The sequence below is a fragment of the Pseudomonas sp. K8 genome, assembly GCF_014889455.1.
Lineage (GTDB): Bacteria > Pseudomonadota > Gammaproteobacteria > Pseudomonadales > Pseudomonadaceae > Aquipseudomonas > Aquipseudomonas veronii.
The window spans coordinates 242233-259621 of record NZ_VJWO01000003.1; the positions used below are offsets into that span (position 1 = coordinate 242233).

Genomic DNA, 17389 nt, shown 5'->3' on the forward strand with positions numbered 1-17389 from the left:
AGAAACACGCCCAGGCATTTCGGGCCCGGTTGGACAGTCTCGCATGATGCCTGGGGATTAGTCAGTGTCGACCAAGGTCTTGTGAGCACTAATGTCGCAGGGCACGGTGTTAAAGAGGCTCAGCGCGGCGGCAGGGTTTTCTGGCGCAGGATGTAGATCGTCACCAGTACCGCGCTGGTCAGCATGAAGCCGCGGGCCCACGGCAGAGGCACCAGGTAGCAGGAAAAACCGATACTCAGCCACATCAGGCCGATGGCGTAGACCTTACCCTTGAGCGGGATGCCATTGCCGTCCAGGTAGTCACGAATCCATGGGCCCAGGCGCGGGTGTTCCACCAGCCAGGCGTAGAAACGCGGGGAGCTGCGCGCGAAGCAGGCGGCGGCAAGAAGCAGGAAGGGGGTGGTGGGCAATACCGGCAGGAAGATGCCGATCACCCCCAGCGCTACGCTCAGCCAGCCGATGGCCAGCAGTGCGTAACGCAGGAGCGGCGAGCGCTTGCCCATGGCGATCACGGGCGTGCGACTCAGTGGTGACGTGGCTTGAGGAGCGCCGGTTTTTCGTCGGGGGCGTTGCACAGCAGGTACAGGGCGGTCAGGGCTTCCGGGATCTGTACGATCATGTCGTCCATCAGATTGGCGTCGGCGGCGATGTCGGAGAACTCCGGCTGGTCGTCGAACAGGCCCGAACCGACCATGATCGGCAGCAGCATTTCGCTGACTTCTTCTTCGGCGGTTTCGAACCAGGCGGCTTCGCGCAGGAACACACCTTCCATGAAGCCGATGCACCAGCCGCGCAGGTCGGAGTCGTCCGGCTCTTCGCCCAGGTCGAGGTCGCACGGCAGCTCGAATTCCTCGTCGGAGGCCAGTTGGCGACCGATGTGGGCCTTGAGGGCGAGCAGGGTGGCTTCGATCTCTTCGCGCTGGGCGGCGTCAGCGTAATGAGGCTCTTCGGCGAACAAGGCGTCGATCCACTCACGGTCCGGCACGATGTCGGAAGAAATCGACAGGGCGGTCAGGTAGCCGTGGGCGGCCACGTAGTCCAGCGCCTCGTCATGCAGCTCATCGGCGTCGAGGAAGGCTTGCAGGCGGGTTAGTTGCTCAGCGAAGGACATTGAAGGACTACCTTGGGAATAAACGATGCTGAATTCTAGGCTTTCTTGAGCGCCCAGGCCAGCCACACTGCATATTTGGCCGGTTTTAGATAGCGGCCGCTGTTCGTCAGCCGCGCCCTTTGCCGGCCGACGCTCGGGTATACTGCCGCGTTTTGTGATGCCCCCTGCAGGCCAGCGCCAATCCGAGAAAACTTCGCTTACGGATTATTTTCCGTAGATACGCGCTTTTTCGGCCAGCCTGTATGGAGGGATTTCGGCGATATTTGGAGTTTTACATGCTCGAGCAGGCTCAACGCGTCCTCAAGGACATCTTCGGCTACGACAGTTTTCGTGGCCGCCAGGGTGCGATCATTGAGCGCGTGGCCAATGGCGGTGATGCCCTCGTCCTGATGCCGACCGGCGGTGGCAAGTCGTTGTGTTTCCAGGTGCCGGCGTTGCTGCGTAACGGCCTTGCCGTGGTGGTCTCGCCGTTGATCGCGCTGATGGACGATCAGGTGGCGACCCTTGAGGAACTCGGCGTTGCTGCCGCCGCATTGAACTCCACGCTCAGCGCCGAGCAGCAGCGCGACCTGGCCGCGCGTATCAAGCGCGGCGAAGTGAAAATGCTTTACCTGGCCCCCGAGCGCTTGGTGCAGCCGCGCATGCTGGCCTTCTTGCAGAGCCTGGAAATCGCCCTGTTCGCCATCGATGAAGCGCACTGCGTATCGCAATGGGGGCATGATTTCCGTCGCGAATATTTGCAGTTGGGGCAGTTGGCGGAACTGTTCCCCGACGTCCCGCGTATCGCCCTGACCGCCACCGCCGACAAGCGCACTCGCGAAGAAATCGTCGAGCGCCTGCATTTGCAGAACGCCGAGCGCTTCCTGTCGAGCTTTGACCGGCCGAATATTTTCTATCGCATCGTGCCCAAGGAGCAGCCGCGCAAGCAGTTGCTGGCGTTCCTGTCCGAGCGGCGCAGCGATGCGGGCATCGTCTATTGCCTGTCGCGCAAGAAGGTCGACGAAGTGGCCGCCTTCCTGTGCGAGCAGGGTTATCCGGCGTTGCCCTACCATGCAGGCTTGCCCAACGACTTGCGTGCCTATCATCAGAAGCGCTTCCTCAACGAGGAAGGCCTGATCATGGTGGCAACCATCGCGTTCGGCATGGGCATCGACAAGTCCAACGTGCGCTTCGTGGCCCATATGGATCTGCCCAAGTCCCTCGAGGCGTATTACCAGGAAACCGGGCGCGCCGGGCGTGATGGCCTGCCGGCCGATGCGTGGATGGTCTACGGCCTGCAAGACGTGGTGATGCTCAAGCAAATGCTGCAGAACTCCGAAGGTGACGAGCGCCACAAACGCCTGGAACAGCACAAGCTCGACGCCATGCTGTCACTCTGCGAAGAGACGCGTTGCCGCCGCCAGACCTTGCTGGCGTATTTCGACGAAGACATGCCCGAACCCTGCGGCCATTGCGACAACTGTGTCGACGGCGTGCAAACCTGGGATGCCACTGAACCGGCGCGCCAGGGTTTGTCCGCCATCTACCGCACCGGCCAGCGTTATGGCGTCGGCCATCTGGTGGATGTGTTGCTGGGCAAGGACAACGAGAAGGTGCGCAGCTTCGGCCACGAGAAACTCTCGGTCTACGGCGTCGGCAAGGCCCGTGCCGAAGGCGAATGGCGATCGCTGTTCCGCCAGATGGTCGCGCGCGGCCTGGTGGACATCGACATCGAAGGCTACGGCGGCCTGCGCCTGAACGACAGTTGCCGGCCGTTGCTCAAGGGGGAAGTGAGCCTGGAACTGCGCCGCGACCTCAAGCCGCAGACCACCGCCAAGAGCAGTACCAGCCAGGCCAGCCAACTGGTGCGCTTCGAGGAGCGTGAACAGTGGGAAGCCTTGCGCGCCCTGCGGCGCAAACTGGCGCAGGAACACAGCGTGCCGCCTTACGTTATTTTCCCCGACTCGACCTTGCTGGAGATGTTGCGCGAGCAGCCGACCACCCTGGCCGAAATGGGCCGGGTCAGTGGCGTGGGCGCGCGCAAGCTGGAACGTTATGGCCAGGCCTTCCTCGAAGTGCTCGGCGGCCAGGCCGAAGCGCCGAAGGAAATTGCCGATATTCGCCACGAATTGATCAGCCTGGCGCGAGCCGGCATGACCCCGATCCAGATCGCTGGCCAGTTGCAATGCTCGGAAAAAAACGTCTACACGCTGCTGGCCGAATCCATCGGTAAGCAACAGTTGTCGTTAGAGCAGGCCCTTGATTTGCCAGAAGATTTGCTCAGTGAAATCCAGGATGCCTTCCTGGACGGTGAAGGCGAACTGCCACCAGTTGCGGAGATTGCACCGTTGTTCACGGGGCGGGTTCCCGAGGGTGTTTTGTACTGTGTTCGTGCCGCGTTGCAGTCTGAGTTCGAAATTTAGTGTGCCAATTGCGACGATGAAACGAATCAGTACAGACGAGCGCTTGCCTACTGACATGGCTCATGCTTAGCTGACTAATAATTAGTCATACTTTGTTTTCAGTCTAAACCATGAGTTTTTTATGCCGTTAACCGATCAACACCGTTTTGGCATGCAGTTGGCGCAAATGTCCCGAGGTTGGCGCGCTGAGCTGGACCGCCGTTTGGCGGGGCTGGGCTTGTCTCAGGCACGCTGGCTGGTGCTGCTGCACTTGGCGCGTTTCGAAGAAGCGCCGACGCAGCGTGAGTTGGCACAAAGTGTCGGCGTCGAAGGGCCGACACTGGCACGCTTGCTCGACAGCCTGGAAAGCCAAGGGCTGGTGCAGCGCCAGGCGGTGGTGGAAGACCGGCGCGCCAAGCGCATCCTGCTGTGTGACAGCGCCCGACCGTTGATCGAGCAGATTGAAACCATCGCCACTGCATTGCGCCATGAGTTGTTCGTGGGCGTGAATGAAGAGGACCTGCGGGTGTGCATGCGCGTGCATGGGCACATTCTGGCGAATCTGGAAAAGTCCTGACGTCAGGCGCAACAGAGATCGAATAGGTGGGAGTTGGTTTGCCTGCGATAACGGACATTCAGTCAATTGATCTGGCGACTGAAATACCGCCATTGCAAGCCAGCCAGCTCCCATCTTGGTTTTTACGGTCAGCGTTTCAGAAGGTCTGGCCGAGGTTCAGGTACACCGCCTGCTGATTGTCGTCGTTGAACCCGTAGCTGAAATTCAGCGGCCCCAACGGTGTGTCGAAGCCCAGGAAAATACTCGCGGCGTTGATATAACCGCTGTCGAACTCATTGTCGTTGTTCCACGCCCGTCCGCGTTCCAGCGACGCGCCCAGGTACAGCGGGAAATCCAGCGGCAAGTATGAGCGCGGCGTCAGGCGGCGGTAGTACACGGCGCGCATCAAGCTGACGTTCTGCCCCGAGATCGCGTCCTGGCGGAAGCCCGACAGCTGCCGTGCGCCGCCCAGTAGGAAGCTGGATATCACCACGTCCGTATTATCCATGGTGCGTCCGTAACGGCCACCCAGTACGAGTGTGTCCGGGCCGTGGCTCATGGCCTTGTCCAGCTTGAATTCCCATTGCCGGTAGCGTTGATCGGACCCCAGCCCTGGTTCGAATTCGCGCCAAGCCAGGCCGATGTCTTCGCCGGTGTGGGGGAAGTACACGTTGTCCAGGGAGTCGAAGGAGTACTTCAGTTCGTAGAAGCCTTCGCTGAAGCTCATGCTTGGCAGGTCGCGGTCGCCGATGCGTACATCCGCCTTGCCCCAGGCTTCGCCGACGCCGAAACGCAGCTCGCCACTGTTGCCGATCTGGCGCCCGACGTTCAGGCCGAAACCGTAGCGTTCCAGGCGGTATTCGGAGATGGGGTCGTTGTCCAGAATCAGTTCGACGTTCTGCGCCTGGGCCTTGAGGTAAGGCGCGACGAAATAGCGCGAGCCGGTGTCCATCGGTTGGTAGAACTCGCTGTACAGTTCTTGCCGATCGCCGATCTGCACCCGCGTCAGCCATTCCGCGCCGAGGCGGTTGATGCCATTCATGCGGTAGCTGGCGCCGAGGTTGAAGGCGCTGTCGCCACGCATGTCGTCCGACAGGTTCAGGCCCAGGCGCAGGTAGTCGGTGCCGCTGCGTTTGCCGCGTGCGCTGATCACCAGGGTGTTGTCGTGGCCTTTTTTCACCACGCGGTATTGCACCTGTTCAAAGTAATCCAGGCCATACAAGGTGCCCATGTCCACTTGCAGGCGGCTCAGGTTCAGCGGCTCGCCGAGGGTTTGGCGGATGTAGTAGCGGATCACGTCTTCGCTGACTTTCGAGTCGTTCTCCACGCTGATCGCAGTGATGATCGGGGTCCGTTCGCCCGGCGCGCGCGCGGCCACCAGTTCCGGGTCGATCGGCTCGGCGGGACGCAGGTGGGCCAGGCGCACATCGAGGGCGCGGGTGGCGCGGTAGCCGGCGTCGATCATGTCCTTGGCGCGGCCGAAGTCGGTGACGCCGTAGGCGGCCAGAGGCGGCTGGATCAGCACATCCTTGGGGTGCAGGGCCTTGAGTTGTTCTTCGGAATTGCGCCGGGTCATCAGGGTGATGGACTGGTTGAGCACGTCCACCACCGTGGCCAGTTGCTTGCGCGAGCGCAGCGGCGTGCCGATGTCCACCACGATGGCGATGTCGACGCCCATCTCCCGCGCCACGTCCAGCGGGATGTTATCGGTCATGCCGCCGTCCACCAGCAGTCGGCCGTCGAGTTCCACTGGCGCGAACACGGCCGGGATCGACATGCTGGCGCGGATCACCTGGGGCAGGTGGCCTTTGCTGAACACCACTTTTTCGCCGGTGGTGATATCGGTTGCGACGGCGCGAAAGGGGATCGGCAGCTTGTCGAAATTTCGCGTGTTGCTGCTGTGGGCAAACATGCTTTCCAGCAGCAGCGCGAGGTTCTGGCCCTGGATGACGCCCAGCGGCAGGCCGAGGCTGCCATCGTCGCGGAAACTGAGTTTCTGCTTGACCAGGAAGTCCCGGTCATCCTGCTTGCGGCGAAACGGTACGTCCTCCCGGGGTGGCGCATCGGAGAGTGCCTGCTGCCAATCGATACCCAGTGCGAGCTTTTCCAGTTCATCGATCTTGTAGCCCGACGCGTACAGCCCGCCGATCACCGCGCCCATGCTGGTACCGGCAATTGCATCGATATGAATCCCCTGTTCCTCCAGGGCCTTGAGCACGCCGATGTGGGCCAGCCCGCGCGCGGCGCCGCCGGACAGCACCAGGCCGATTTTCGGGCGTGGAGTTTCAATCGCCTCGGCAAGAAGGGGCAGCAGGCACAGCAACAGGCAGGACAACAGGCGGCGCATCATGAATCTCAGGGCTGGACGATAAAGGCCGGTATTATAGCCACCCGACCCTCCCAGCCCGTTACGCCAGGAACCTGTCAAATTATGTCGCCGAACAAACCCGAGATCGTCATCACCTATTGCACCCAGTGCCAGTGGCTGTTGCGCGCCGCGTGGTTGGCCCAGGAACTGTTGAGTACCTTTGCCGACGACCTGGGCAAAGTGGCGCTGGAGCCGGCTACCGGCGGCGCTTTTCGCATCACCTGCGACGGTGTGCAGATCTGGGAGCGCAAGGCTGACGGCGGCTTTCCGGAGGCCAAGGTGCTCAAGCAGCGCGTGCGCGACCAGATCGACCCGCAGCGCGACCTGGGGCACAACGATCGCAAGGCGTGAAGGTCACCGCCGCACAGGGGCGGTGACCGGGCGATGTGCCCCTACTTGGCGGCCATCTTGCTCTTGATGAAACCGACGACCCACGTCAGCACCAGGCCGCCGACGCCACCGCCGACGATGTTGCTGCCGACCGTCGCCACATCCATGGCTTCGCCGCCGGATGTGCCCGTCAGCGCCGAGACGATCTGGCCCAGCACCAGGCCGCCGACACCGCCGAGGAAGGTATTGAGCCCGGTGCCCAGGCTCTGCTTGGTCATCCCCGCCAGATTACCGCCGACGGCACCGCTGATGATCTGAACCAGCAAGCTGATAAGAATTTCCATGATGCAACTCCTGCATAGCGTTAATGGCGTGACCACTCGCTTGCAGCACTGTTAAACACCCTGGCTGTCGTCGAGAAGTCTTTATCCGTCGACGACGACACACTGTTGCGGATGGGCAGAGTATAGATCAGGCCGTTGCAGCCGGCTGTTTGGCCTGGCTGGCGCTGCCCAGCAGGCCGGAAAGCACGATGGCGACGATGATCAGCGCGCCGCCCAGCAGCATGCGCAAGGTCGGGGTTTCGGCAAACAGCAGCCAGGCGACGGTGATGCCGTAGACCGGTTCCATGGCGAACACCACCGACGCGGTGCGGGCCTTGATCACCGCGAGGCTGGCGACAAACAGGCTGTGGGCCAGGCCGGTACAGAACACGCCGAGCAGGCCGATCCACAGCCAGTCGAGCGCGCGTACATCCGCCAGCCCCGGCGCCGCCACGGGCAGCAGGCACAGCGCGACTACCACGTTCTGGCACAGCGCCGCCTGTACCGCTGGAACCCGCCCGGAGCTGGCGCGGTTATTCAGTGACAGCAGGGAGAACAGCAACCCCGAGGCGATGCCCCAGAGCAGGCCGCCCGTGGCTTGGCTGGCGAGGTTGAAGTCCGGTGTCACCAGCACCAGGCCCACCGTGACCAGGGCCACCAGCAGCACTTCGTTGGCGCGGATGCGCTCGCGGAAGATCAAGCCTTCGAGGATCACGGTAAACGCCGGGAACGCGGTAAACCCCAGGGTGGCGACGGCCACGCCGGCGACCTTGACCGCGATGAAGAACGTTACCCAGTGCGCCGCCAGCAATACACCGCTGATCATCAGCCGGCGCCAGTCGCGCATCTGCAGCTGTTTCCACGGCGCATTGCTGGCGAACCGCGCAAAGATCGCCAGGGCAATCACCGCAAACGCGGCACGGCCGAACACGATGATGGCCGGCGAGGCGGCCGCCAGTTTGCCGAATACGCCGGTGAGGCCAAACATCAATGCGCCGATATGCAGGGCGCCGAGGGCTGAGCGGGGAGTCATTGCGATCCTTGAACCAACGGGGTGACAGGCGCGCAGTCTAGAGGCTGGGGGCGTGAGTGTCTGTCGCCCGACTGGCGATTTTTAGCGCAGGACTCGCTATTTTGTGGTGCGCCGCAGCGCTCTGGGCGCGGCGCCGAATTCGCGCAGCATCGCAGCGGCAAACGCGCTTTGCGAGGCATAGCCGACGCGTTCGGCAATTTCGCCGATGGGCAACGGCGTTTCCCTTAACAGGCCCAAGGCCTTATGCAGGCGGCGACTGCGGATGAAGTCCATGGGCGTCTGCCCGCACTCGGCGATGAAGCGGGCATGCAGGCGCGCCACCGACAGGTCGGCGAGGCGTGCCAGGTCCGCGACTTGCAGAGGGTGGGCGGCGTGCCGTTCGATATGTGCATTGAACGCGGCATAGGGCAGGCGGCGGCCCGGCGCGCTGGGGGCCAGCGGATGATTGAGGCTGGCCAGCAGCAGTACCGCGCCTTGCTGGACGATCAGCGGGTCATCCACCGGGCTGTGCGCCAGCCATTGCACCAACTGGCTTTGCCGCGAATCCAGGGCCAGGCGCGCCGGTTGGTCGAGCAGGCGGCGGCTGGCATCGGCATGCTCGCCCAACGATTGCAGCACCCAGTGTTCGGTGGGCACGTCCAGCACCAGGCATCGGCTGCCATCGCGACTGCCGCACGTGTGGTGGGCCGAGAAGGGCAACACCATCACGCTGCTCTCGCGGACCTGGCTGCCGCGCCCCTCCACTTCAAGGTCCAGGTGCCCGGACAGGCCGAAGACCAACTGCGCATGGTCATGGCTGTGGGCAATGGGTGCTTCGATGTAGTGGCGTAGCGTGAGGGACGCTCTCATCGCGGTCTCCTGGGCAGCAGGTTGCCAGTCTACAACGCTTCGCCGTCGGCGGACGCTGTCATCAGACTGACGCACAGCTGTCATGGGCTATTAATCGCCAGGGCGCAAGCTCGCGAAAACACCGTCGAGGGATGCCCATGACCCGTGCCGAATTCGCTACACCCAGCCGCAAGCAACGGGTTCGTACCCTGTGGATTTCCGATGTACATCTGGGCACTCGGGATTGCCAGGCCGAACACTTGGCGCAATTCCTCAAGGGCTACCACGCCGACAAGGTGTACCTGGTGGGCGATATCATCGACGGCTGGAAGCTGCGCGGCGGCATGTATTGGCCCCAGGCCCATACCAACGTGATCCGCCGCCTGTTGACCATGGCCAAGCGCGGCACCGAGGTGATCTATGTCACCGGCAACCACGACGAGTTCCTGCGTCGCTACTCCAAGCTGATCCTGGGCAACATCCAGTTGGTGGACGAAGCCATCCATGTCACCGCCGATGGCCGCCACCTCCTGGTGATCCACGGCGACCAGTTCGATGTGATCACGCGTTATCACCGCTGGCTGGCGTTCCTCGGCGACTCGGCCTACGAGTTCACCCTGACGTTGAACCGTTGGTTGAATCACTGGCGTGCGCGGTATGGCTACGGTTACTGGTCGCTGTCGGCGTATCTGAAGCACAAGGTGAAGACGGCGGTGAGCTTTATCAGCGATTTCGAAGAAGCCATCGCCCATGAAGTGACCCGGCGCGAATTGCATGGGGTGGTGTGCGGGCATATTCACCATGCGGAGATTCGCAAGGTGGGCGAGGTGGATTACCTCAACTGCGGGGATTGGGTGGAGTCGTGCTCGGCGTTGATCGAGCACTGGGATGGGCATATCGAGTTGTATCGATTGGCGGATGCGCAGGCCAAAGAGGCGCTGCTGAAATCGGAGATGGTCGCGGGTTAAGGCCTTGCTCGGCCCAACAAGTGGGAGCGGGCTTGCTCGCGATCGCGCAGTGTCAGTCACTGTATTTGGCGACTGATCCATTGCTATCGGGAGCAAGTCCCCTCCCACATTGGGCTTTGCATTTCTTCGGTTAAGTGTGCGAAACGTCTGCAATGGCTTGCGCCAGCAGCGTCAATCGCGTCGCATCGATCCCCGCGACGTTGGCCCGCCCCGAACTGACCATATACACGCTGTGTTTCTCGCGCAGTTGCTTGACCTGTTCGGCGCTCAAGCCGGTATAGGAAAACATCCCACGCTGTGCGCCGATATGTGCAAAGCGTTCGGCCAGCCCGTGTGGCGTGAGCGCCTCCACGAGCCCGGCGCGTAACTGTGCGATGCGCGAGCGCATGGCTTCGACTTCGTCGCTCCACTGTGCCTTCAGCTTGGCATCGCCGAGGATCGTCGCGACGACTGCTGCGCCGTGATCCGGCGGAGTCGACCACAGGTTGCGCGCGATATTCGCCAACTGGCTGCGCACATCCGTCAGCTTTTCGGCATCCGCCGCACACACGATCAGCGCGCCGACACGGTCGCTATACAGGCCGAAGTTTTTCGAGCAGGAGCTGGTGATCAGCACTTCCGGCAGCTCGCTCGCGAACAGGCGCACCGCCCAGGCATCCTGCTCCAGGCCGTCGCCAAAGCCCTGGTAGGCGAAGTCGATCAGCGGCAGCAGGTGGCGCTCGCGCACGATCTGCAGGACCTGGCGCCAGTCAGCCTGGGACAGGTCGAAACCGGTTGGGTTATGGCAGCAGGCGTGCAGCAGCACCACGTCGCCCTCGGGCACCGTGGACAAGGTCGCCAGCATCGCGCTCACATCCAGGTGATTGTCCGCGCCGACGTAAGGGTAGTGACTGACCTTGATCCCGGCCTTGGCGAAGATGCTTTCGTGGATCGGCCAGGTCGGGTTGCTCAGCCATACACCGCGGCCGGGCAGGCTGTGGGCGATAAAGTCGGCGCTCAGGCGCAGGGCGCCGGTGCCGCCTGGAGTCTGGGTCGCACCGGCACGGTGTGCGCGCAGCAGCGTGGACTCGGCGCCGAGCACCAGTTCGCTGATCAATCTGCCGAACGCAGCGTCGCCGTGGCCGCCAATGTAGGTCTTGGTGGTTTGCTGCTCCACCAGGCGCTGCTCGGCGAGTTTCACGGAAGGGAGGATCGGTGTCAGCCCCTGGTCGTCCTTGTACACGCCCACGCCGAGGTCGAACTTGTTCGGGTTGGCATCCTGGGCATACAGGTCCATCAGCCCGAGGATCGGGTCGCCGGGCACGCGGCCAATCGCATCGAAGTGCATTATTTGCGGCCCTCGGCATCCTTGGCCACTTCGTCGGTGCGCGCGGCCATGATGAAGTCGTTGCGATGCAGGCCTTTGATGGAGTGGCTCCACCAGGTCACCGTGACCTTGCCCCACTCGGTGAGCAGGCCAGGATGGTGACCTTCGGCTTCGGAGATGGCGCCCATGGCGTTGGTAAAGGCCAGGGCGAACTTGAAGTTCTTGAACAGGAAAACCTTTTCCAGTTGCATGACGCCATCGCGGACTTCGATGTTCCAGTCGGGGATCTGCTTGAGCAGCACCGGCAGTTCTTCATCGCTGACTTGCGGGGCATCGGCGCGGCAGGCTTCGCAGTGGGCTTGGTTCAAGGTGGTCATGTGGGGTGTCCTGAATTCGAGTGTCTGGAAAACGGTCGTCAGTGGCGTCACCCTAAAGCAACGCGGGGCCAGGGAACAGATTCACCTGGTATCAAAACCTACGGTTCACGCCGCTTTGGGTTTGGGTGGGAACTTCGGTGCGTGCAGACCCAACTGCATGCCGCGCTCGACCATGCCCATGATGTCTTCCTGGGCGACATCGAACAGGCGCTTGAGCTCGGGCAAGACAAAATATAGCGGTTGCAGGATGTCGATGCGATACGGTGTACGCATCGCCTCCAGCGGGTCGAAGGCCTGGTGCTCGGGTTCGGACGACAGGCTGTACACCGTTTCCTTGGGCGACGACAAAATACCGCCACCGTAGATGCGCCGGCCTGCGGGCGTATCCACCAGGCCAAACTCGATGGTCATCCAGTACAGGCGCGCCAGGTACACGCGCTGCTCTTTGGTGGCCGCGAGGCCGAGCTTGCCGTAGGTGTGGGTGAATTCGGCGAACCAGGGATTGGTCAGCAGCGGGCAGTGGCCGAAGATCTCGTGGAAAATATCCGGCTCTTGCAGGTAGTCCAGTTCTTCGCGGGTGCGAATAAAAGTCGCCACCGGAAACTGCTTGTTGGCGAGTAATTCAAAGAACGTCTGGAAGGGGATCAGCGCCGGCACGCGGGCGACTTGCCAGCCGGTGGTCTCGGCCAGCACCGTGTTGATTTCGCTCAGTTGCGGGATGCGGTCCAGGGGCAGGCCGAGCTTGTCGATGCCGTCCAGGTATTCCTGGCAGGCCCGGCCCTCGATCACCTTCAACTGGCGTGTGATCAGGGTGTTCCACACCGCGTGTTCTTCCGGCGGGTAGTGGATAAAACCTTGCGCATCGGGCTCGCGGGCCACGTAGTGCGTCTGCTTCATACGGCTCTCCTGCTAGGCATTCGTTCTTGTTATGTCCTGCGATGTACGTATTGATAACCCGATTGGGGCGAGATTCCAGCGGCCTGCGCAAGGGTGCTGTAGGAAAGTTTACCGATATTCGTAAAGTATTCGTTACGGATTGGCCGTTCATTGATGCGTTGGGCTGTGAAAAGACGGCTGACTGTCACATAATCTTGACGACTATCTGCGCCCAGCGACAAAAAGACGCGGCGCCTACCCTTCTTCGGGCCTTTTCATGCGTATCAAAGTGCATTGCCAGAACCGCATCGGCATCCTGCGGGACATTCTCAACCTGTTGGTGGAGTACGGCGTCAACGTCGCCAAGGGCGAGGTCGGCGGTGAGCATGGCAATGCCATCTACCTGTTCTGTCCGAATCTGGTGAACATGCAATTCCAGGCCTTGCGCCCGCAGTTCGAGGCGATTGCCGGGGTGTTTGGCGTAAAGCGTGTGGGGCTCATGCCCAGCGAACGTCGGCACATGGAACTCAATGCATTGCTCGGGGCCCTGGAGTTTCCGGTGCTGTCCATCGACATGGGGGGCTCGATCGTTGCCGCTAACCGCGCGGCCGCGCAGTTGCTCGGGGTGCGGGTGGACGAGGTGCCGGGCATCCCGCTGTCGCGTTACGCCGAGGATTTCGACTTGCCGGAACTGGTGCGCGCGAGCAAATCGCGGATCAATGGCCTGCGGGTCAAGGTCAAGGGTGACGTATTCCTGGCGGACATCGCGCCGCTGCAATCCGCCGAACACGACGACAGCGAAGCCATGGCCGGCGCAGTGTTGACCCTGCACCGTGCCGACCGCGTCGGTGAGCGCATCTACAATGTGCGCAAGCAGGAGCTGCGTGGCTTCGACAGCATCTTCCAGAGTTCCAAGGTCATGGCTGCCGTGGTCCGTGAGGCCCGACGCATGGCGCCGCTGGATGCGCCGCTCTTAATAGAAGGCGAAACGGGCACCGGCAAGGAGCTGCTTGCCCGCGCCTGTCACTTGGCCAGCCCTCGTGGCCAATCGCCGTTGATGGCGCTCAATTGTGCCGGCTTGCCGGAGTCGATGGCCGAGACCGAGCTGTTCGGCTACGGCCCCGGCGCTTTTGAAGGGGCACGGGCCGAGGGCAAGCTGGGGCTGCTGGAGCTGACGGCGGGCGGTACGCTATTTCTTGATGGCGTCGGGGAAATGAGCGCGCGCCTGCAGGTGAAGTTGCTGCGGTTCCTGCAGGACGGTTGCTTTCGCCGAGTCGGCAGCGATGAAGAGGTGTACCTGGATGTGCGGGTGATCTGCGCAACCCAGGTGGACCTCTCGGAACTCTGCGCGCGGGGCGAATTCCGTCAGGACCTTTATCACCGCCTGAACGTGCTGTCGCTGCATATCCCGCCGCTGCGCGAATGCCTCGATGGCCTGGCGCCGCTGGTGGAACACTTCCTCGATCAAGCCAGCCGGCAGATCGGCTGCCCGTTGCCCAAACTGGCTTCGGCGGCCATGGAGCGGCTCAGCCATTACCACTGGCCGGGCAATGTACGGCAACTGGAAAACGTCCTGTTCCAGGCGGTGTCGCTGTGTGAGGGCGGGACGGTCAAGGCTGAACACATTCGTCTGCCGGACTATGGCGTGCGTCAGCCGCTTGGCGATTTCTCTCTGGAGGGCGGCCTGGAAGCCATCGTCGGCCGGTTTGAAAAGGCCGTGCTGGAAAGTCTGTATGCCGAACATCCCAGCAGTCGGCAGTTGGGCAAGCGCTTGGGCGTTTCCCATACAACGATTGCCAACAAGTTGCGGGATTATGGTTTGGGCAAAGAGGGCAAAACCCCTGAACACGCTGCTCGATAGACGCCATGTCCAGGGTTTTTCTGCGAGGGGTGACACGGCGGCGTCAATACATCGCGTAGCTTGGATCTTGATGGATGAGCACGGTGTCATCTGTTTTTTTCTCAACCCAGGCCATGTAAGGCGCTTCATTGGGTGGGGGGGAAAAGAGTGTGGTCAGTGCGTAGTCTTTATGGTTCTGCAGTTTTTCAAGGCTCTGATTGATCTCCGGGGGAAGGCGCCCGTACTTTCCGGATCTCAGTTCGTTGGCAGAAACCCCTTCGTTGTTATAGGTGGGTATAAGCATTGATAAGTCGATATGTTCAAGCAACGCTGAGCCATTGGGCGGAAATACCGTTCCCTCTGTAGAACTTTCGATTTCAATGGGGCTGCCGCCGTTTTCAGGGAACCATGCCAATGATCCGCTCATTGAGTCATTCTCCTCTTTAATACGGGAGACCAATTGGTAGTTTTGGTTCTTATCCAGTTTTTCCAGTTCCCTGAGTGCGCTGTGCGATAACGCTCCAAACTTGCCGCTGCGTACATCGTTGGCGGACACGCCCAGGCCGGTCTCGATGGTCCTGCCGGGGATGTTGTCCAGCAGCTCCAGGAACGCCGAGGTCGTCGGGTCTAGGTCGCAACAGGGCGGCAGTGTCCCGGCATCGTACTCCCCAGCTCGGCTTTCCCAGTATTCTTTATTGTTAGGATTCAGCTCCGGGTGTATCTCCAACTCGCGTCGTTGTTCGGGTGATAGGCTGCTTAATGGCTCGAACCGGTCTAGAATTTCGTTATAAGAAAATTGTTTTTGCCAAGTTGTCGTCATGTGCGTATGGGGTGCATTATCAATGCCGGGCATTTCAGTATCCTTGGGAAATAATAAGTTGATAAGGTGCGAGTGATCGAAAAGTAGTCGTGACCGCTTTGCGTCGCACCGAAGTTACGGGTGCTGTATTTGAACGCCAAGTGGGTTTTGATCAGTAAATGTAAAAAGCTATCGGACTATTCTTGTTTGGAGCTGGCTTTGTCGGGGTTTTATAAAAAACAAGCCAGCTACATATGTACTCACGCATTTACGGGGCCGTCAGGCATATGGTTTTTTTGGCGCTTGTAATGGTCGGACAACAAAACCTCGGCCCCGTCGTTTCGAGGTGGCCAACGGGGAGGGCAAGTGCCCAGTGGCTTGCCAAGTGTTTCAGCGGTTCGGCGTGCTCCGTGCTCCACCCATGCGTAGCGCTTGAGCGCCGGGAAAAGCCTGCGGGACACCAACCGTTGCCGTCTGCGGCATAACTCCGCCGTTTTTTCGACTCCGCCTGGGCCTGCCTTTTTTCACGCCTTGCCGCAAACCCTTGCCCCGCTTGGGCTTTCTGCACTTTTTGAAAGTTGGTTCGCAAATTGCTTAAGCCTCATCAGTACAGCGGTGGGCGGCAAACGTCCGTCAGAAAGAGGATAGAGCGTGGACAAGTACCTTTACGTGGCAATGACCGGCGCCAGCCAGAATGCTCTGGCGCAGAAGGCCCATGCCAACAATCTGGCGAACATTTCCACCAACGGCTTCCAGCGTGACCTTGAGCAGGCGCGCTCGATGCCGGTGTTCGGTGACAGCTTTCCGGCGCGGGCGTTTGCCATGACCGAGCGGCCTGCCACCGACTTCTCTCCGGGTGCCATGATCGAAACCGGTCGTGACCTCGATGTGGCGGTCAGTGGTGACGGTTGGATGGCCGTGCAAACCCCCGATGGCGGCGAAGCCTACGTGCGCAGCGCCAGCATGAATGTGGATGCGCTCGGCGTGCTGCGGGCCGGCAATGGCATGCCGATCATGGGCAACGGTGGTCCGATCGCCGTGCCGCCGCAGCAGAAGATCGAAGTAGGCGCCGACGGCACCGTCAGCATCCGCGCAATGGGTGAAGGCCCGCGGGTGATGGCTGAAGTGGACCGGATCAAGTTGGTTCAGCCCGACCTCAAGAACATGACCAAAGGCCTGGACGGCACCATCCACACCAAGGACGGCCAGCCGGCCCAGGCCGACGCGAACGTCAAGCTGACCTCGGGGTTCCTGCAGGCGAGCAACGTCAATGCGGTGGAAGAAATGACCGCGGTGCTGGCGCTTTCCAAGCAGTTCGAGCTGCACATCAAGATGATGAACAGCGCTAAAGAAGACGACCAGGCCATGACCCGCGTTCTGGCGATGAGCTGATAGCGGTTTCACTGAATACTAATTTTGCGGCGCAGCGCCAACAAACAGGCGCACGAAGGAGAACAGCATGCTTCCGGCTCTATGGGTTGCCAAAACAGGTCTGTCCGCCCAGGACACCAACCTGACCACCATCTCCAACAACCTGGCGAACGTTTCGACCACGGGCTTCAAGCGTGATCGCGCCGAGTTCCAGGACTTGCTCTATCAGATCAAGCGCCAGCCAGGCGCCCAGTCGACCCAGGACAGCGAACTGCCGTCGGGCCTGCAATTGGGTACCGGTGTGAAGATCGTCGGCACCCAGAAGAACTTCACGGCCGGTAACCTGCAGCAAACCGGTCAGCCTCTGGATATGGCGATCAACGGCAAAGGGTTCTTCCAGATCCTGCAACCAGACGGGACGACGTCCTACTCTCGTGATGGTTCTTTCCACCTGGACTCCAACGGCCAGATCGTCACGTCCAACGGTTTCTCCCTGGAGCCGGCCATTATCGTGCCGGCCAATGCCCAGACCTTCACCGTCGGCAACGATGGCACCGTGTCCATCACCGTGGCGGGCAACCCGGCGTCGCAAGTGATCGGCAACCTGCAAACCGCCGACTTCATCAACCCGGCCGGCCTGCAAGCCATCGGCGGCAACCTGTTCCTGGAAACCGCCTCCAGTGGCGCGCCGCAAATCGGCACCCCGGGCCTGAACGGTTTTGGTACCACGCTGCAAAGCACCCTGGAAACCTCCAACGTCAGCACAGTGGAAGAGATGGTCAACATGATCACCACTCAGCGCGCCTACGAGATGAACTCCAAGGTGATTTCCACCGCCGACCAGATGCTTTCGTTCGTTACGCAGAATCTGTAATCAAGTCTATGGGGCGCTCCTGAGGGCGCCTGCAACACCGTGAGGTTA

17 protein-coding genes are annotated in these 17389 nt (G+C 61.3%); 7 read left to right on the top strand and 10 right to left on the bottom strand.

The window, feature by feature from the left end:
• Positions 1 to 119: 119 nt before the first annotated feature.
• Both INT12_RS03860 and INT12_RS03865 read right to left on the bottom strand, forming a co-directional pair.
• Positions 120 to 503 (bottom strand): YbaN family protein, encoded by a 384-nt coding sequence (locus tag INT12_RS03860; RefSeq protein ID WP_026139819.1) that lies wholly within the window; start codon positions 501 to 503, stop codon positions 120 to 122.
• A 20-nt stretch (positions 504 to 523) separates the two neighbouring features.
• Positions 524 to 1111 (bottom strand): YecA family protein, encoded by a 588-nt coding sequence (locus tag INT12_RS03865; protein WP_017845347.1) that lies wholly within the window; start codon positions 1109 to 1111, stop codon positions 524 to 526.
• 275 nt (positions 1112 to 1386) lie between these two features.
• On the opposite strand from INT12_RS03865, the gene recQ reads away from it, so the two are divergent.
• A complete protein-coding gene (recQ, locus tag INT12_RS03870) occupies positions 1387 to 3513 on the top strand; it encodes a DNA helicase RecQ (protein WP_104902701.1) in 2127 nt (708 codons plus the stop codon).
• 121 nt (positions 3514 to 3634) lie between these two features.
• Positions 3635 to 4069 carry a MarR family transcriptional regulator gene (locus tag INT12_RS03875; protein ID WP_017845349.1) on the top strand — a complete coding sequence of 145 codons (435 nt, stop codon included), beginning with the start codon at positions 3635 to 3637 and terminating at the stop codon, positions 4067 to 4069.
• A gap of 136 nt (positions 4070 to 4205) precedes the next feature.
• Here INT12_RS03875 and INT12_RS03880 read toward each other — a convergent pair whose 3' ends face one another.
• Positions 4206 to 6395, bottom strand: coding sequence for a patatin-like phospholipase family protein (locus INT12_RS03880; protein WP_104902702.1), 2190 nt, complete (start codon positions 6393 to 6395; stop codon positions 4206 to 4208).
• Positions 6396 to 6479: 84 nt separating this feature from the next.
• Here INT12_RS03880 and INT12_RS03885 point away from each other — a divergent pair, with 84 nt between their 5' ends.
• Complete coding sequence (locus tag INT12_RS03885; protein ID WP_017845351.1) at positions 6480 to 6767, top strand: SelT/SelW/SelH family protein; 288 nt, start codon at positions 6480 to 6482, stop codon at positions 6765 to 6767.
• Between the two features lie 41 nt (positions 6768 to 6808).
• On the opposite strand, the gene INT12_RS03890 is transcribed toward INT12_RS03885, so the two are convergent.
• From INT12_RS03890 to INT12_RS03900, 3 genes are all read right to left on the bottom strand, one after another.
• Complete coding sequence (locus INT12_RS03890; protein ID WP_017845352.1) at positions 6809 to 7090, bottom strand: hypothetical protein; 282 nt, start codon at positions 7088 to 7090, stop codon at positions 6809 to 6811.
• A 127-nt stretch (positions 7091 to 7217) separates the two neighbouring features.
• Positions 7218 to 8102: a DMT family transporter gene (locus tag INT12_RS03895; RefSeq protein WP_126585477.1), complete on the bottom strand. Its 885-nt coding sequence runs from the start codon at positions 8100 to 8102 to the stop codon at positions 7218 to 7220.
• A gap of 96 nt (positions 8103 to 8198) precedes the next feature.
• Positions 8199 to 8951, bottom strand: a complete 753-nt coding sequence (locus INT12_RS03900; RefSeq protein WP_193040481.1) for an AraC family transcriptional regulator — start codon at positions 8949 to 8951, stop codon at positions 8199 to 8201.
• A gap of 137 nt (positions 8952 to 9088) precedes the next feature.
• On the opposite strand from INT12_RS03900, the gene INT12_RS03905 reads away from it, so the two are divergent.
• Positions 9089 to 9898 carry a UDP-2,3-diacylglucosamine diphosphatase gene (locus INT12_RS03905; RefSeq protein ID WP_017845355.1) on the top strand — a complete coding sequence of 270 codons (810 nt, stop codon included), beginning with the start codon at positions 9089 to 9091 and terminating at the stop codon, positions 9896 to 9898.
• A 130-nt stretch (positions 9899 to 10028) separates the two neighbouring features.
• Here the strand turns inward: INT12_RS03905 and INT12_RS03910 are convergent, their stop codons facing one another.
• From INT12_RS03910 to phhA, 3 genes are all read right to left on the bottom strand, one after another.
• Positions 10029 to 11225, bottom strand: coding sequence for an amino acid aminotransferase (locus INT12_RS03910; RefSeq protein ID WP_126585475.1), 1197 nt, complete (start codon positions 11223 to 11225; stop codon positions 10029 to 10031).
• Positions 11225 to 11581: a 4a-hydroxytetrahydrobiopterin dehydratase gene (locus INT12_RS03915; protein WP_017845357.1), complete on the bottom strand. Its 357-nt coding sequence runs from the start codon at positions 11579 to 11581 to the stop codon at positions 11225 to 11227. Before INT12_RS03915 ends, INT12_RS03910 begins: the two co-directional genes overlap by 1 nt.
• A 105-nt stretch (positions 11582 to 11686) precedes the next feature.
• A complete protein-coding gene (gene phhA / locus INT12_RS03920; protein WP_046382503.1) occupies positions 11687 to 12478 on the bottom strand; it encodes a phenylalanine 4-monooxygenase in 792 nt (263 codons plus the stop codon).
• 256 nt (positions 12479 to 12734) lie between these two features.
• Between phhA and INT12_RS03925 the strand changes: the two genes are divergently transcribed.
• Positions 12735 to 14318, top strand: coding sequence for a sigma-54-dependent phenylalanine hydroxylase transcriptional regulator PhhR (locus INT12_RS03925; RefSeq protein ID WP_017845359.1), 1584 nt, complete (start codon positions 12735 to 12737; stop codon positions 14316 to 14318).
• A 43-nt stretch (positions 14319 to 14361) separates the two neighbouring features.
• On the opposite strand, the gene INT12_RS03930 is transcribed toward INT12_RS03925, so the two are convergent.
• Entirely contained in the window at positions 14362 to 15150 is a 789-nt protein-coding gene (locus INT12_RS03930; protein ID WP_193040480.1) for a hypothetical protein, read from the bottom strand.
• A 597-nt stretch (positions 15151 to 15747) separates the two neighbouring features.
• On the opposite strand from INT12_RS03930, the gene INT12_RS03935 reads away from it, so the two are divergent.
• Positions 15748 to 16488, top strand: coding sequence for a flagellar basal body rod protein FlgF (locus INT12_RS03935; protein WP_026139820.1), 741 nt, complete (start codon positions 15748 to 15750; stop codon positions 16486 to 16488).
• Between the two features lie 67 nt (positions 16489 to 16555).
• Positions 16556 to 17341: a flagellar basal-body rod protein FlgG gene (gene flgG, locus INT12_RS03940; RefSeq protein WP_017845362.1), complete on the top strand. Its 786-nt coding sequence runs from the start codon at positions 16556 to 16558 to the stop codon at positions 17339 to 17341.
• Positions 17342 to 17389 lie beyond the last annotated feature (48 nt).

Bases quoted from the DNA above. Each gene is read 5' to 3' on its own strand.
- INT12_RS03860 (WP_026139819.1), bottom strand. From the start codon at position 503: ATGGGCAAGCGCTCGCCGCTCCTGCGTTACGCACTGCTGGCCATCGGC.
- INT12_RS03865 (WP_017845347.1), bottom strand. From the start codon at position 1,111: ATGTCCTTCGCTGAGCAACTAACCCGCCTGCAAGCCTTCCTCGACGCC.
- recQ (WP_104902701.1), top strand. From the start codon at position 1,387: ATGCTCGAGCAGGCTCAACGCGTCCTCAAGGACATCTTCGGCTACGAC.
- INT12_RS03875 (WP_017845349.1), top strand. From the start codon at position 3,635: ATGCCGTTAACCGATCAACACCGTTTTGGCATGCAGTTGGCGCAAATG.
- INT12_RS03880 (WP_104902702.1), bottom strand. From the start codon at position 6,395: ATGCGCCGCCTGTTGTCCTGCCTGTTGCTGTGCCTGCTGCCCCTTCTT.
- INT12_RS03885 (WP_017845351.1), top strand. From the start codon at position 6,480: ATGTCGCCGAACAAACCCGAGATCGTCATCACCTATTGCACCCAGTGC.
- INT12_RS03890 (WP_017845352.1), bottom strand. From the start codon at position 7,090: ATGGAAATTCTTATCAGCTTGCTGGTTCAGATCATCAGCGGTGCCGTC.
- INT12_RS03895 (WP_126585477.1), bottom strand. From the start codon at position 8,102: ATGACTCCCCGCTCAGCCCTCGGCGCCCTGCATATCGGCGCATTGATG.
- INT12_RS03900 (WP_193040481.1), bottom strand. From the start codon at position 8,951: ATGAGAGCGTCCCTCACGCTACGCCACTACATCGAAGCACCCATTGCC.
- INT12_RS03905 (WP_017845355.1), top strand. From the start codon at position 9,089: ATGACCCGTGCCGAATTCGCTACACCCAGCCGCAAGCAACGGGTTCGT.
- INT12_RS03910 (WP_126585475.1), bottom strand. From the start codon at position 11,225: ATGCACTTCGATGCGATTGGCCGCGTGCCCGGCGACCCGATCCTCGGG.
- INT12_RS03915 (WP_017845357.1), bottom strand. From the start codon at position 11,581: ATGACCACCTTGAACCAAGCCCACTGCGAAGCCTGCCGCGCCGATGCC.
- phhA (WP_046382503.1), bottom strand. From the start codon at position 12,478: ATGAAGCAGACGCACTACGTGGCCCGCGAGCCCGATGCGCAAGGTTTT.
- INT12_RS03925 (WP_017845359.1), top strand. From the start codon at position 12,735: ATGCGTATCAAAGTGCATTGCCAGAACCGCATCGGCATCCTGCGGGAC.
- INT12_RS03930 (WP_193040480.1), bottom strand. From the start codon at position 15,150: ATGCCCGGCATTGATAATGCACCCCATACGCACATGACGACAACTTGG.
- flgG (WP_017845362.1), top strand. From the start codon at position 16,556: ATGCTTCCGGCTCTATGGGTTGCCAAAACAGGTCTGTCCGCCCAGGAC.